Origin of the sequence: Xanthomonas sp. D-36-1, from assembly GCF_017746155.1 — a bacterium.
Taxonomy (GTDB): domain Bacteria; phylum Pseudomonadota; class Gammaproteobacteria; order Xanthomonadales; family Xanthomonadaceae; genus Xanthomonas; species Xanthomonas cissicola.
Genome location: NZ_JAGHWR010000065.1, coordinates 1 through 13,685 on the forward strand (window position 1 = coordinate 1; position 13,685 = coordinate 13,685).

Here is a 13,685-nt window from a genome sequence, read left to right on the forward strand (position 1 = left end):
GGCGATGGGGAGCGTGCGTCTGTGAACCGGGAAATTCCCGCGGAAAGCGCCAGAAATGGCGAAATTCCGAAGTTCCAAAAGCCACTCTTCGGAACGACGCCACCTTCCGCCCTGTCAGGTCTCGTTGTTCAGACCTTCCCTAAGTTGGCCTGAGTTTATACGACCATGCGGCCGATCTATGCGCCCATGAGAAGGGTGCGCCCCATGATCTTCGGGTTGACGATATTGCAGTCCAGAAGAATGGCCACACGTGCCTCGTGCGGAGCAATGCTCATCAACCAGCCTTTCGTTGCTTTGAGGAGCTGGACTGCGGGGCCATCAGAGCGCGAAGGGCCGATATATTTAGCCCATAAGCAAGCACGGCTAGCCCCGGCGACACACCCCGGAGTCCGTCCAGCTTCTCCTTGGGGGTAAAGGCTCGGCTGTAGGTCACGTGGTGCTCGTCGTCCAACTCGTGGCCGACTAACTGAGCCCGGAGCTCGGACACCACGCCCGCGCCCTGCAGCTCTTGGATCAGGGTTTTGCGGAGCGAGTGGAAGCCGCGCTTGGCCGTGGGCCAGTTCTTGCCCACCTCGGTCAGGTGCCGGCTGAAGGCTTTGGAGATCCAGTTCCCCTGGCCGTTCTTGGCATCGGCTTTGGCCGCCGGGAACAAGCGCTCCTGACCTTGGTCTCGCGCCTGCTGGACCCAGTCCAGGAAACCAAGGGCCAGCAGGTCGGGATGGATAGGCACCGTCCTCAAGCTTACGTCTGTCTTCACCTTTTGATACTCGCCCTCATCCGAAATCTGGATGCAAGGGATGCCGCCGTCCTCGACCACGTCGGCGGTCAGAAGTTGGCCGACCTCCGAGGCGCGGGCGCCGGTAAACAGCCCTAGGAGGGAGGCCCATCGCGCTGCCAAGGGCAATGCTTCGAAGGCGGCCGGCGCGAACAAGGCCTGGACCTGGTGGGCGTCGTAAGCTTTAAACCCGAACTTCCGCCGGGCCCGCTTCTCGCGGGTGGAGTAGCTCACGTGCCCGGACGCGGGGTTGTCGCCCCGGGGGTAGTGGCCGGACGCTTGGGCCCACTCGAAGAACCCGCCCTTGCCGCCGATGTAGCTCTGCTTGTTGGTTAGCGTCGGAGTGGAGGCACCTTTGTCGCGCATGTCCTGATACCACCGGGCCAGGTCTGAGCGGGTGACCGTGTGCAGCTTGGTCTTCTCACCTAGGAAGCTGGTCAGCAGTTCGACAGCGGTCCGCTTGATGGTCCAGGTCTTGGGCAAAGTGCTGGCTTTGAGGCTGTTCAACCAAGCGTCTCGGGCCTTGCCCAGCGTGATTGATTCGAGAGCGAGAGCGGATTTGGTTACCCGCCTTGGCGTGGGGAGGGGCGGCACTTGCTGTCGAATCAGCTCCCCCAGCGCGCTGGGCTGCGGGGCTGTGAGCGCCATCAGTTGCTGGAAGAGTGTCACGTCCTCCGGGGTGTCGATCTGCCATTGCTCGGTGATCGACCCATCCGCCGAGCGCGTCCGATTCAAGGTCAGCTCCTGCGGGCGTTGAGTGCCAGTCAGGCGCGCCAGAAGCGCGTCCAGGTCGTCGTCTTGGCTTTGCATGCGTCGGTCCCTCAACACAATGAAGACCTGAGCATAGCGGGCGGCCAGCGTCAGCGCGCGCAGCCTTGCCTCGCGCATGTCGTAAGTGTGCAGGGTGCGTTTGAAGGTCTGGCGACCCACGATGGGCTGCAAATCGACCGGGACACGCTGGCGGTAGGACCAGAGGCCGGAGGGGGCTCGAACGAGATGATGAGGAATGCGCATGGGCGTCGCGTGTTCCGACTTGCGCAGCTGTAGCCAGTTTTTACGCTAACAAAAAACCCCTGATTTCTCAGGGGTTTGCGTATTCTGGCGGAGAGAGGGGGAGACGGATGAATCCGCTCTAACCCCTTGATCTCAAACCTGGACACGAACCGGACGCTTGTCCTTGTTGGTGTCCGCTCATTCTAACGTCCGCAAAGGTAAGTTGCCAAGCACCTGCTACCGAACAGGAAGGCCGGCTCTCGTGATAAATCGCAATCCCTGAGATTGGCACTCTCCACAATTTCTGCTGCTTCAACCAAGGCTGCACCACCCTGGTGTAAAGTGGTGCATCGGCATCTTGGGAGGCAAAGGAAATGATCGCAGAGGCATCAGATGAACGAAGCAAGAATGACCAATCTTTACGGGCCTCTGTGAGCTTTCCTCCTGATCTTTACCGCCACTTAGAGCAGATCGCAGCGCAAAAAAAGGTTTCCCTGGCCTGGGTAATCCGCGATGCAAGCGAAAAATATGTAGCAGAGCAATGGCCGCTCCTTTCTAAAATTTCCTGAAGTCACCAATGCCAAGTAGAGCAAAAAATGATCCGGTGCGAGCGCCACTGCGAGCAAGTGGAGGACGTTTCACTAATTTAAGTCGCGATAAATTGAGGGGTGGATATTACACTTCGTCCGAGGTGGCTTCATGGATTTGCGCATGGGCCATAAGAACATCTAAGGACAAAGTTCTAGAACCAAGCAGTGGCGACGGCGCCTTTTTGCGAGCAGCCGCGCTTCGATTTAGCGAGCTCGGTGCAGCAAAAAACAGCATCTGCGCACGCCTCACCGGTGTCGAGATCATGGCAGACCAAGCTGACGCTGCGTGCGATAGTTTGCGAGCACTTGTTGGGAATGGCGCAGAAAAAATAGTTCATAACTCTGACTTCTTCTCTTGGCGCCAGAAGCATGTAGTAGAAAGCTACGACGCCGTGATTGGCAATCCGCCTTTCATTCGGTATCAAACCTTTCCTGAGCCTCATCGCTCGCTCGCCATGGCATTGATGTCCAGCGAAGGCTTGGTGCCGAACAAACTTACCAACATGTGGGTTCCCTTTGTGGTGGCCGCTGCTGCCAGTCTTCGGCCAGGTGGGTGCCTCGGGTTGGTGCTGCCTGCCGAAATTTTACAGGTAACCTACGCCGCACAATTAAGGTCGTTCCTCACTGACCGTTTCGAGCGTATCGACGTCGTAGCATGCAACGAGCTTTTTTTTGAAAAGGCTGAGCAGGAAGTTGTTCTACTTCTGGCGGATGGTTGCCTTTCCCAAGCATCTAACGCAAATCGTTGTCGGGTGGCGATGACAGAAGCTCAAACTGTAGGTGAAATTATCCAGCGCACCCCCCAAGCGGTTCTTGCATCTGCTAAGCCGAAAATTATTCAGCACGACAGTGAGAAGTGGCTAAAATACTTTTTAACTCAAAAAGAGATTTCTCTGATGCGTGCTGTTAGAGAATCGGGTGAAGCAACATCCCTTTCATCTCACGCAAGTATAGATGTTGGCGTGGTGACTGGGCGAAATGAGTTCTTTGTGCTCACGACGGAGCAGGTGGAGGAGTTCGGACTCGAAGGCTACACATCGCCTCTGGTATCGCGCTCAGCTCATTTGAAGGGGACCACTGTGCGTCAGGCAGACTGGAATGCTATGTCTGAGACCGGTGGGCGTGTCCATTTGTTGGATCTCAAACGACTGCAAGGAGCGAAGCTGTCTCCTGCGTTGAAGCGTTACGTGGAATTTGGTGAGCAACAGGAAGTCCATCTGGGCTACAAGTGTTCCATCCGGAAACCTTGGTATGAAGTTCCTTCTGTCTGGATTCCCGATGGTTTTCTCTTCCGTCAGATTTACGACTTCCCACGTGTTGTGCTCAACGAGGCAGGGGCTACTTCCACTGACACAATCCATCGTCTCAGGGCTAAGCGCTCTTCGCCCGAACGAGTAGTGGCCAACACATACTCTTGGTTAACAGCCGCGTCTGCTGAAATTGAAGGACGAAGCTATGGCGGCGGCGTTCTTGAGCTTGAACCAACCGAAGCCGAGCGACTTTTGATGCCTGCTGTTCTGAATGGAGCGCTACCTCTCGTTGAGTGTGATCGTTTAATGCGAGCCGGACGATTGGATGAGGTTCTGGAACAAAATGCCCGAATTGTCCTTATGGGTCATATGGGGCTTTCGAAGCCTGAGTGCACTGCGCTTCGCGACATTTGGTTCAAGATGCGAGATCGCCGTATGGCTCGAAAGAGAGGCGGTAGGCGTAGTTTGACGGAGCCTAACTGATGAATGATTGCATTGATGTGCGTGAAACTGCGAAAGCGCGCGTTGCCGATCTCGTTGCTTTGTTCAAAAGCAACGAGGCTGAGAGGCTGGATAAGGGGTATAACGAGACACAAGCAAGAACTGACTTCATAACGCCGCTGCTTGTGGCCTTTGGTTGGGATGTTCACAACTCGGATGGACAGAGCTCACTCCTAAGAGACGTGGTGGAAGAAGCTACCGTCGAAGTTGGAGAAAAGCTCAATAAGCGTCCAGACTACGAGATGCGGCTTGCAGGACAAAGAAAATTCTTTGTGGAAGCTAAGAAGCCAAGTGTCCCCATTGAGACTAACAGAGACGCTGCATTTCAGTTGAGGCGATATGGGTTTTCCGCTGGCTTTTCGATTTCAGTCCTAACCAACTTCTATCGTCTTGCGGTCTACGACACGACACATGCGCCTGACCAAAACGATGAAGCAAGTCACGCGCGCATTTTGCTCGTGAGCTATACCGAGTTCGTTGATAAATTTGAGGCATTATGGCCAATTTTATCTCGACATTCGGTCTACTTAGGAGAGTTCGATAGGCAGTTCGCCGTCCCCGCTAAAAAGGGCACTGGCGAGCGATTTGACGATCTATTCCTACGCCAAGTGAGGAAATGGCGGAAAATGCTCGCCGCAGATATTCACCAGAACACGGGTCTTTGCACAGCTGAATTGACTTACGCAGTGCAGATATTCCTCTCGCGGATTATGTTTTTGCGTATTTGCGAAGATCGGGATATTGAGGCCTACGAAAATCTAAGAGGTCGCAATACATTTAATTTATTCATGGATGATCTGCGGCGTGCAGATTCCTTTTATAATTCCGGTTTATTCAGATTGCTCGATGAAGAGAAGCTTGGCATCAAAGTTAGTGATGACGTCTTGCAGGCCATCTTCGAGGATCTCTATTACCCCAAAAGCCCGTATACATTCGCTGTCGTCGATACACACGTTCTTGGCGAAATCTACGAACAATTCTTGGGTGACGAGATACAAGTAGATGCAGGGGTTGTTTCTATCGTCAATCGTCCGGAGGTTAGGGAGGGTGATGGCGTATATCCTACTCCGGCATACATAGTAGATTTGATAGTCGCGAAATCCTTGTCGCCATTGCTGGAGGGAAAGAACCCTTCCCAGGTGGAAGCGCTTACCGTTATTGATATATGTTGCGGCTCTGGGGTATTTTTGTTATCGCTTTATGAGCGGTTGATGGATTATTACCTGTCGTGGTATCTCGCTAATGCACGTTCTACCCATATTGGAACCCGCATTTTTGATGGCGGCTCAGGGCAATGGTATTTAACCTTCGCGGAGAAGCGACGGATTCTTTTAACCCATGTTCGAGGAGTAGATATTGATGCAAGCGCCGTCGAAGTTGCACAGCTTAGCTTGCTGCTTAAGCTGGTAGAGCGTGAAACTCATTCAACCCTTTCGCATTTTTCTTCCGTATTCAAAAAAAAGCCGCTTCCATCGCTAGATGAAATCGTAAAGTCAGGCAACAGTTTAGTCAGCCAAGTAGAGTGGGAGAAAGCGAAACCGCCTATGACCGGTCCACTATTGGAGAAGATTCGCCCCTTCGATTGGGGTCACGAGTTTCCGAATGAGATGGGCCGGGGTGGCTTTGATGTCGTCGTTGGAAATCCACCCTATATCCGCATCCAAAGTATGGCGACATACTCAGCAGAGGAGGTTGCTTATTATCAAGATAAGAATTCTCCCTATCTTACTGCAAAACATGACAATTTCGACAAGTATGCTCTTTTTATCGAGCGATCAATCATGTTACTTGGGGCGGGAGGGCGAATTGGCGTTATCACCCCTCATAAATTCATGACCATCCAAGCTGGGCGTGCGCTGAGGGAGTTGATAGCTCGCCCTAAGATGTTAGAAGAAATTGTGCATTTTGGAGTTAAACAGGTTTTCGCCAATAGCTCAAACTACACGTGCATTCTTGTTTTGAGTCGGAGGGGGACAGGAGACGTAAGATTGGAGCAGCCAGGACCATTGGAGAAGTGGCGCTACGGACAGCCAGGAGCGGTGTCGGTTTTAGATGCTGACACAATAGGTGCTGACGCGTGGCAGTTTGCTTCGGTAGAATTCACGAGTTTAATCGCTAAAATGCGGACCGCTCATCCGCAACAACTCAGTCAAGTTGCAGAGATCTTCGTGGGAGTTCAAACAAGCTTGGACGAAGCTTACATCTTTGACAGTTCTTCGGATGATCCTGGTGATCTTGCTCTAAATTGGTCGGACAAGGTCTGGCCAATTGAGCGAGGGATATGCCGTCCGTGTATCATGGACGCATCGTTAGGTTCTTATGAAGAAATTGTCGCTAATAAATGGATGATTTTTCCATATGTGATCAAATTTAATGCGGCGGGAAAGAAGGTGGCGGAACTTATTCAACCTGATCAAATGCAGTTGCATTTTCCAAAATGCTTTGCTTATTTATCTGCCAGGAGAACGGATTTGGAACGCAGGCATATCTCCGGTGGTCGCGTAGGAGAGCAGCAATTCTATCAGTTCGGTCGCTCCCAAAGTCTATCAAAATTTGATTCTGAAAAAATCGTATTGCCCGCATTGTCGAAAGAAGCACGATATGCGTATGATAGAGAAAATGTAGTGGCAACAGGAGGGGGGAACGGCCCGTATTATATGCTAAGAGCACTGGCCGGCAGCGGAGTGAGTAATAAATATCTAATGGCTGTGCTTCATCATCCATTTAGCGAAGCTATTATCAGGAATCATACAAGCGTGTTTGCCGGAGGCTATTATTCGCATGGAAAACAATTTATTGGGCACCTGCCGGTCCCTGTTCCTGAGGCAAGTAAGCAATTAGCGATCGAGGAGATGGTGACATCATTAATTGCCGCAAAAAAAGCTGTTTCAGAGGCGCGGATACCCTCGAAAAAAACCCTTCATAGGCGGAATGCGCTTGCCCTTGTTGCCAAGATAGAAGCTGAACTTACGTCTGTTTTCGGTTTTTCTTCGGAGGACATGAAGGTCATATCAAGCGTGGAAGTGCCTTCCTAAATCGCCCAATTTTGCGTTATGTCTGTGCGTCTTTAAGACCAGATTTTCCATTCTTCTATCAATAAAATATTTTCTCGCTACTTATTAAGGAAGCCAGTTAGTATGAATAAGGCAACACTCGATTCCATTGCATCGGCCAAAGCCAAGCTCGCGGAAGAGCTGAGAAAGCTGGAAGAACAAGAAGCCAACCTGTTGGAGGAAGAGGCATCGAACGCTTTCCAGCAAGTGTCAGATCTGCTGAGCCGCTTCGGCCAGCACTTTACTGCCAAGCAGAAAGCAGATCTCGCAGCTCAGGTTGGAGCTTCTTTTGGCGGACCTGGCCGTCCGAAGAAAGCAGCCGGCACTCGTAAGGAAGTGGCTCCCAAGTATTGGCTTCCCCACACGCAAGAAACCTGGTCTGGTCGTGGTAGGACCCCACGTGCTTTTGCAGCTTACGAGGGATCGGCGGCTTATAAAGAATGGAAGGCAAAGCATCCGGACGAAAAATTCCCGAAGTTTCCGGGATAACGAAGAGCCCCGCATCGCGGGGCTATTTTTTGAAGCGTTTTTTGTTGGATAGCGCTTTTTCGAATTGCCCTGGCGTATAGATCGGGATCTCAATGCCGGGATTGAACTTGGCAAGTGTCTCCGCACACGTGCGTAACTCAGGCGGGCATTCGTTCCGATCAATATACGACTGCAAGCCCGGAACCAGAACACTTTCTGACGCAGAACCGATCACCTTGTGTCCGGTCAACGCCGCGATTTGAACGGCTCCAACTTTCTCACGAGTCAAATTTGTGGCGAAGGTGTGTCGGAAAATATGAGATCCGATGCCCGTCTTAAATCCTCGTTTTTTCAGATATCGGCCAAACTGTTGAACCATCGCGCTCCCGTAACCCTTCATGTATGCCTCGCCATCGTAGACTGAAATTGTAAGCGGCAGATGCGGGAATAAGCGGTCTTGCCCCGTGGATTTGACCTCATTGACGTAAGTAAGAATGCCGACGTCGAGAAGCGGTTGAGCAATAGGGATGACTCGGATTGATGAAGCATTTTTAATGCGCTGATCTTTCGTCGTTACGCGGAAACAAAAACAAGAAATGCCGTCGATGGTGACAATGTCTGAGATTTTGAGTTGTGCAATTTCTCCTGCTCTGGCGCCGCTGTATAGAGCAATCATAGGTGCCCACCATCGATGCGGCATGTCTTTGCTCCAATCGGCGTAAGGCTCTAATTCGAAAATGCGGGCGAGGTCATCTCTGTTGAGGGGCCGGCGATTTTTGACCAATGTCGAGGTATCCACCTCAACAGCAATGCCTTTCGCGGGTGAGCGTTCAATGTGTTCGGCATCAAGCTGCATATTGAAAAAGGCATTAATCCGCTTAACATGATTGTTGTAGGTTGCAGCATTTATAGATGAATGCTTTTCCTTTCTTCCTATTTCCAGAATTTCGTGGAAGCTTAAATCTTTGTAAGCTTTTTTTCGCCTGGCATTGTTGGGCCAGAATTTATAGCTGTCCAACGCGGCACGAATATCGGTGCCTGTGACTGACGCTATTTGTTTATCGCCAATGGCCGCAAGCATGACACCAAGCGTTTGCTCATTGGATTGAATGTGTGTGAGCGTCATTTTTTCCCGTTTCAGATCGGAGATATATCCCGTGATCTCATCCGAAAGCATGCGCACTTTGAGAGTTGGCTTTTCTTCGATGTGGTCGGACTTTCTGTGCCTAGCTCTTCGAGTGAGTGTTTTCAGGACTTTGTCAAAACACTGGGCTGCATCTACCCCCTCGACAATAATCTCACCGATGACGGTATTTCCGAGGGGCAAGTTTCTAATGATGCATCTGCAAGATGTGCTTTGTTTTGTATGATCGGGCATGGAGTTTCCTTCTGCATCCGACACTAACGTCGAGCAGATGGCTGTCAATACCCATGTCGAAAATACTATTTTTGATGCAGTTTGTTTTGTTGCGCTAAATCGAAGGTCCCCAGCAGTGTAAGGAGTCGCGAACAATGTTATATAAGTGGGTTAGTTTTGTTGCGCTGTTCAATCACTTTGAAGTGAGAGCGTTCAAGAGCGCGCTTAGCTCTTTATCGGTAATTAGACCGTCGACATGGAGTTGGGAGAGGTGCTTCACGCGCTTAGGCGGGCGGACCTTGTTGGCTTTAAGGACTTGATAAGTTGTTTCTACCATTTTAGTGCGGAACGCGCGCTCTTCTTCATCAAGAAGAGGCTCGGCGAGCTGGTAATCAGTCGATGTTGTTTTTTTACCCATGCCACTTTTATAATCGGGAATCAACTTCAGTCAAGGTGATTCATGAGCAAGTATACGAATCGCCGGGAAGCAGCGCGCCCGACCTGATTCTTATGAAACAGGTGTCATTTACGGCCCTTTACGGAGCTTTCAGATCTTGGATACCCCGCGATCTCTTTATCAATTTCTTGAAGCTGCTTCCGATTGCGCAAAGAAAGGCCCCGACTGGGGCCAACTTCTTGATGCGTCAATCCATATTTAGAGCTTCAAGCCCTCATTGACGGCTTGTCGAATGAGTTCATACCACTTGTCCATCTCTCGCTCATTTTTAAAATTAATCGTCCAATTCGGGTGGTCGATGTCCCGGACATTCACAGTAATCGTTCCCTCATGCTTTGAGCGATGCCAATGTTTATCCCATGAGCGAACATCCGAAAGCTGATAAGCTTTTGAAGCGCTACCCATTTTAAATTTAATGGATGAGCGAGCTGTGGAAAAGGCAATGGCGGTGCGTTTACTAAAATGGAATCGCTGATAATTTTCTTTGAAGGCCGCACGCTCACCATGCAGCTTCAAGGCCACCACAGATCCAATCACAATAAAAAGGGCACCACCAACCAACACGAGAAGGAGGAAAGTCCAGATCGTCATCGAAGTTCCAAAGCGGGGGAGGGGATACCAATGAGAAGAGGATTACTGGATGCGGCCAGTGACCTTCCAAACTCCGCCAATTTCGGAAAAGGTGTAGACACCATCCATCTCATGGCCAAACCTTCGGCCCATGGCTGTGACTTCTGCACTTACGTCACAGACATAGCTCGGAGCGCCTTCTGCCTTCGTGCATTTGCCGCTTTTGAAGTCTTCAATCCGGGCGTCGTCACTGCCGTTGTCTTTTACATATTGCAAGAACGCATGCTCTCTCTCCGTCTGAGCCGGGCCGCCTCCTGAGCAGCCTGCCAGCCCCGCGATGAGCAGGATGATGAGTGCGACACGACGCTTCGACATGGTTGGGTCCTTTGCCTTGGGTGGGTGCAACCACAAGGGTTGCAACGAAGCAAAAGATACGCTAAACGTAAGATACGGGCAACGTAATTTACGAGCAACGTAGCTTACGTTCATCCTTGGGGCATGACTTCTCCCAACGCCCGCAGTGTTCGTGTCGTCTTCGCCGCTCGTATGAAGAAGCGGAGGAAGACACTTCGGCTCAGCCAAAAGGCCTTAGGAGTGCTCATGGGACTACCAGAAGATGTCGCAGGCGTTCGAATCAATCGATACGAGCGGGCAGTGCACGAATGCGACAGTGAGACCGCCCAGAAGATGGCTGACGCTCTTGGGGTCTCGCTTGCCTACCTTTATGCAGAGACAGACGAACTGGCAGAACTCATCCAGGAGTTCACGCAGCTTCCTGCCAAAGAACAGCACGCGCTCTTGACTGACATCAAGTCACGCTCTAAGACCAATCGAGTGCGTTAACTGGCACAAAGTTTGTCGGTGAAAGACGTGATCGATGTAGGGGTTTTCTGATAATTATCAGATTTCCACCATTTATGTGACGCGCGTCACTTCATCTTCGATTTTTGCCTTGCTTTGACATAGTTGTCAGGGCATGTTGCTTGGGCTCTGTCAGTGCGTCGAAATTTTATGGATGGAAATTTTGAGTTAGCGCCCCTTGATTTGGCTTTTGCGCCACTTCCAGGACGACGCGATGCGCCTAATGCTTCTGTTTGGCTCGATGCATCGTTTTCGGTATATACGCCAGCGTTGTTAGAGCCGCCACTTCGAACCTATGAGAAAATAGGGGATTACCAACGGTTTGAGTCAGATGCTCAATGCATCAGTTACCTTTCAGCCCTATCTTCCAGGCTAGTTCACGTATGCAGAGGGAGTTGGAAGTTCTCTGCCATTCCTGATTTGAGGGCGAGTCGCCAAGCGGCGTCAGCCATCAATGCATCCCTTAAAGCAGGATTTCCAGATACGCATGGTATTTTAAACTGGTCCTTAAATTTGGCCAAAAATTTAGGCAATAGCCAAGTCAGAAGCCGCACAGATAATGCATGGGTCGGTGGAAAGAAACCGTCAGAAGCGTGGCTTGTTTTACCGCAGGCAGATCAACTGCCTTATCTTCTGAGAAACCTCGAAGATTTGCTACAAGGAAAGATCGCCCAGCCAATCAACTGCGCATTTTTCGAAGCCATTGCGTATCAGATGATCTGCATCCATCCACTTAGTGATACTAATGGACGGGTGACCCGCACCCTCTTGATTAATCTTGCGGGACGCTATCGAAACCTCTATCCACTATACATTGCTCACTGTCTGACCTTTGCCAAACAGCGAACGGGTCAAACCTGGATGCAGGCATCCTTGACGGCAACAAGCCAAGATCTCAGTAATTCAGAAGCGTGGTTGGATCAAATCAAATTGATCTTGCAAAAGATTTCTGACTTAGCAACAGCTGGTTTAGATCCGAGAGCGCTGTGGTCACTTCTTTCATACGGATATGTATCCGTAGAAACGCTTAGTGCTGGCAAAAATGCATGCAGTCCAGCGCTTGCTGCAAAAATTATGGGGCGTCTACCGGCGCTTTTAGAACAGGAACAGGGGATATTTTACTCGGCCGAGCTTGAAATCCTGATCATCGGAATTGATCGCTCTATTAATAAGGATAGTTATGAAAGTGAATGAAGCGCAGGACGGCAAGCCAAAGCAGCTCAAAGCTGCGATTAGGCGAACCATTTATCTGACATTGATCTTGGCTGGTGCAGCAAGCGTGTTGTCGCCCTTGGCATCAGCCTCCGATACCGACGGGACCACGACGATGCCGCCTGTCGAAGTCCCGCCTCCCTACATCCCGCCACCGATTGAAAATCCGCCACCGCCTTACTATCCAGATCCGGGTGACGGTGGTGGTGGTGGTGATGGCGGCGGTGGTGGCAACAATGGGGATCCTGAGGTGATTTGCAATAACCTTAAAAATCAAAAACCTCAGATGTGTCCGAACCCGATACCACTTCCAGCAGGCGCAACCTATGCCCAAGATAAATTACCTGGCGCGAGCATTAACGGGAAATCTACGCTTTTAATGGCAATTGGCTATTCGCAGGGCAGAGCGTTCGGCCCTAACGGGACGACAGCTGCCCCCAATGCGACAGCCGCTTGGCTCATGGATTTTACGCTAAACAAGCAAACCGAGAACTTTACAAAACTTGGGTTGCCTTTAAAAGAAGCCACCAAGATCTTTCGAGACGATCTGAAAATAATATGCGATTATGAGAGCACGGAGTCAAATAAATATCGTATCGCGGGCCAGTTAACTGTGCCAGAGTATTATTGCTTTGAGATCATGAAGGCACTTGACATTGAGGCCGATGACCAGATGAGCTTCGTTCAATTTTTTATCGATTGGGCTAAACGTTATGCCGTCAATATTGAGAGGTATATTCCTGGGGAGGTTGTTAGTTCGGGGAGTTTAGACAACTCGATTGGGACGAAGTGGCGAGTGACAACAGCCGACGCGGCTTGTTCGAGATGGTGGACAAGTTTTCAGGAAAACCAATGCAGTCTATAATGGGTGGCACTATGAAAGCAAAATTTATTTTATGCATGGCAACACTTTCTATTGCGCTTGCCGCCTGTGGAAAGACCGATAAGCCCGCTGCAAATGAAGATGCTGCGAGAGCACAGTCTGAAACGCCCACAACCGTTGATAATGATCAAAGCGCAGCGGCAAATGCAACTCCAAAGACAGGCAATACCACTGCACTAAGTGGCGTGCAAGATGCACAAGAATACATGTGCAAGAATGGTGTAAATGGCTGCAAGATCAGTGGTCCCTTTGTCGCCAACTCAGAAGCCGAAGCGAAGTGGCTTTTTTCGCATGGCTATCCCACTGAAGCAGAATTGGCCAGATTGGAAACTCTGAGTTTGGATCAATTGAAAGCAGAGTCGCAGGCGGGCAACCAAGCAGCCACAGTCATTTATGGAAAGAAAACTGCACTGAATGGCCCATTTTACAATGGCATCGATATTTTACGGCGAGCAGCAGTTGCCGGGAATCTTTATGCTTATTATGGGTTGTCAGATGTCTATGCAAGCGATGGCGAGAACAAAAATCTCGTCGATAGTCTTGCTTACTTGCGACTGGCTTACATCATAGGCGACAGTAAAGCGTCCGGCGAAATTGCTCGGCGTGGATTGAGCACGGTTGAAAATGTTGTTGCCGATGAGCGTGCAGCCTCGCTTTATAAGACATTCTCAAAGTATCAGCGTCCATCTCCAAGACCTATTGAATAAAAAAGCTT

General features: G+C 50.6%; 13 protein-coding genes. 8 read left to right on the top strand and 5 right to left on the bottom strand.

Annotation, left to right across the window (positions count from 1 at the left end):
* Nucleotides 1–274: 274 nt before the first annotated feature.
* Nucleotides 275–1,789, bottom strand: a complete 1,515-nt coding sequence (locus J7367_RS16915; RefSeq protein ID WP_057662741.1) for a DUF6538 domain-containing protein — start codon at nt 1,787–1,789, stop codon at nt 275–277.
* 353 nt (nt 1,790–2,142) lie between these two features.
* Here J7367_RS16915 and J7367_RS16920 point away from each other — a divergent pair, with 353 nt between their 5' ends.
* The 4 genes from J7367_RS16920 to J7367_RS16935 all read left to right on the top strand — a co-directional run bounded on the left by J7367_RS16920 (nt 2,143) and on the right by J7367_RS16935 (nt 7,651).
* Nucleotides 2,143–2,337: a hypothetical protein gene (locus J7367_RS16920; RefSeq protein ID WP_050989359.1), complete on the top strand. Its 195-nt coding sequence runs from the start codon at nt 2,143–2,145 to the stop codon at nt 2,335–2,337.
* 8 nt (nt 2,338–2,345) lie between these two features.
* On the top strand, nt 2,346–4,091 hold the full coding sequence (locus tag J7367_RS16925) for an N-6 DNA methylase (protein ID WP_057662744.1): 1,746 nt from the start codon (nt 2,346–2,348) through the stop codon (nt 4,089–4,091).
* Nucleotides 4,091–7,144, top strand: coding sequence for an N-6 DNA methylase (locus J7367_RS16930; protein ID WP_057662746.1), 3,054 nt, complete (start codon nt 4,091–4,093; stop codon nt 7,142–7,144). The genes J7367_RS16925 and J7367_RS16930 overlap by 1 nt, the downstream gene beginning before the upstream one ends.
* Before the next feature lie 102 nt (nt 7,145–7,246).
* A complete protein-coding gene (locus J7367_RS16935; RefSeq protein WP_017171897.1) occupies nt 7,247–7,651 on the top strand; it encodes an H-NS family nucleoid-associated regulatory protein in 405 nt (134 codons plus the stop codon).
* Nucleotides 7,652–7,673: 22 nt separating this feature from the next.
* Here the strand turns inward: J7367_RS16935 and J7367_RS22340 are convergent, their stop codons facing one another.
* The 4 genes from J7367_RS22340 to J7367_RS16955 all read right to left on the bottom strand — a co-directional run bounded on the left by J7367_RS22340 (nt 7,674) and on the right by J7367_RS16955 (nt 10,389).
* On the bottom strand, nt 7,674–9,008 hold the full coding sequence (locus J7367_RS22340) for a site-specific integrase (protein ID WP_244672327.1): 1,335 nt from the start codon (nt 9,006–9,008) through the stop codon (nt 7,674–7,676).
* A gap of 172 nt (nt 9,009–9,180) precedes the next feature.
* On the bottom strand, nt 9,181–9,405 hold the full coding sequence (locus J7367_RS16945; protein WP_081027918.1) for a hypothetical protein: 225 nt from the start codon (nt 9,403–9,405) through the stop codon (nt 9,181–9,183).
* Nucleotides 9,406–9,642: 237 nt separating this feature from the next.
* Nucleotides 9,643–10,035, bottom strand: a complete 393-nt coding sequence (locus J7367_RS16950) for a hypothetical protein (RefSeq protein WP_057662748.1) — start codon at nt 10,033–10,035, stop codon at nt 9,643–9,645.
* A 42-nt stretch (nt 10,036–10,077) separates the two neighbouring features.
* On the bottom strand, nt 10,078–10,389 hold the full coding sequence (locus J7367_RS16955; RefSeq protein WP_017171879.1) for a hypothetical protein: 312 nt from the start codon (nt 10,387–10,389) through the stop codon (nt 10,078–10,080).
* A gap of 171 nt (nt 10,390–10,560) precedes the next feature.
* Between J7367_RS16955 and J7367_RS16960 the strand changes: the two genes are divergently transcribed.
* The 4 genes from J7367_RS16960 (at nt 10,561) to J7367_RS16975 (ending at nt 13,677) form a co-directional block, all read left to right on the top strand.
* Complete coding sequence (locus J7367_RS16960; RefSeq protein ID WP_017171880.1) at nt 10,561–10,857, top strand: helix-turn-helix transcriptional regulator; 297 nt, start codon at nt 10,561–10,563, stop codon at nt 10,855–10,857.
* A 168-nt stretch (nt 10,858–11,025) separates the two neighbouring features.
* Complete coding sequence (locus tag J7367_RS16965; protein WP_176215057.1) at nt 11,026–12,069, top strand: Fic family protein; 1,044 nt, start codon at nt 11,026–11,028, stop codon at nt 12,067–12,069.
* The gene (locus tag J7367_RS22345; protein WP_238535219.1) at nt 12,056–12,952 is read left to right on the top strand and encodes a hypothetical protein; all 897 of its coding nucleotides are present in this window, start codon (nt 12,056–12,058) and stop codon (nt 12,950–12,952) included. Before J7367_RS16965 ends, J7367_RS22345 begins: the two co-directional genes overlap by 14 nt.
* Nucleotides 12,953–12,963: 11 nt before the next feature.
* Entirely contained in the window at nt 12,964–13,677 is a 714-nt protein-coding gene (locus J7367_RS16975) for a hypothetical protein (RefSeq protein ID WP_238535220.1), read from the top strand.
* The last annotated feature ends 8 nt before the right edge of the window (nt 13,678–13,685 follow it).

What these genes read in the sequence shown, in the direction of transcription:
- J7367_RS16915 (WP_057662741.1), bottom strand. Translation starts at nt 1,789, where the DNA reads ATGCGCATTCCTCATCATCTCGTTCGAGCCCCCTCCGGCCTCTGGTCC.
- J7367_RS16920 (WP_050989359.1), top strand. Translation starts at nt 2,143, where the DNA reads ATGATCGCAGAGGCATCAGATGAACGAAGCAAGAATGACCAATCTTTA.
- J7367_RS16925 (WP_057662744.1), top strand. Translation starts at nt 2,346, where the DNA reads ATGCCAAGTAGAGCAAAAAATGATCCGGTGCGAGCGCCACTGCGAGCA.
- J7367_RS16930 (WP_057662746.1), top strand. Translation starts at nt 4,091, where the DNA reads ATGAATGATTGCATTGATGTGCGTGAAACTGCGAAAGCGCGCGTTGCC.
- J7367_RS16935 (WP_017171897.1), top strand. Translation starts at nt 7,247, where the DNA reads ATGAATAAGGCAACACTCGATTCCATTGCATCGGCCAAAGCCAAGCTC.
- J7367_RS22340 (WP_244672327.1), bottom strand. Translation starts at nt 9,008, where the DNA reads ATGCCCGATCATACAAAACAAAGCACATCTTGCAGATGCATCATTAGA.
- J7367_RS16945 (WP_081027918.1), bottom strand. Translation starts at nt 9,405, where the DNA reads ATGGGTAAAAAAACAACATCGACTGATTACCAGCTCGCCGAGCCTCTT.
- J7367_RS16950 (WP_057662748.1), bottom strand. Translation starts at nt 10,035, where the DNA reads ATGACGATCTGGACTTTCCTCCTTCTCGTGTTGGTTGGTGGTGCCCTT.
- J7367_RS16955 (WP_017171879.1), bottom strand. Translation starts at nt 10,389, where the DNA reads ATGTCGAAGCGTCGTGTCGCACTCATCATCCTGCTCATCGCGGGGCTG.
- J7367_RS16960 (WP_017171880.1), top strand. Translation starts at nt 10,561, where the DNA reads ATGAAGAAGCGGAGGAAGACACTTCGGCTCAGCCAAAAGGCCTTAGGA.
- J7367_RS16965 (WP_176215057.1), top strand. Translation starts at nt 11,026, where the DNA reads ATGGATGGAAATTTTGAGTTAGCGCCCCTTGATTTGGCTTTTGCGCCA.
- J7367_RS22345 (WP_238535219.1), top strand. Translation starts at nt 12,056, where the DNA reads ATGAAAGTGAATGAAGCGCAGGACGGCAAGCCAAAGCAGCTCAAAGCT.
- J7367_RS16975 (WP_238535220.1), top strand. Translation starts at nt 12,964, where the DNA reads ATGAAAGCAAAATTTATTTTATGCATGGCAACACTTTCTATTGCGCTT.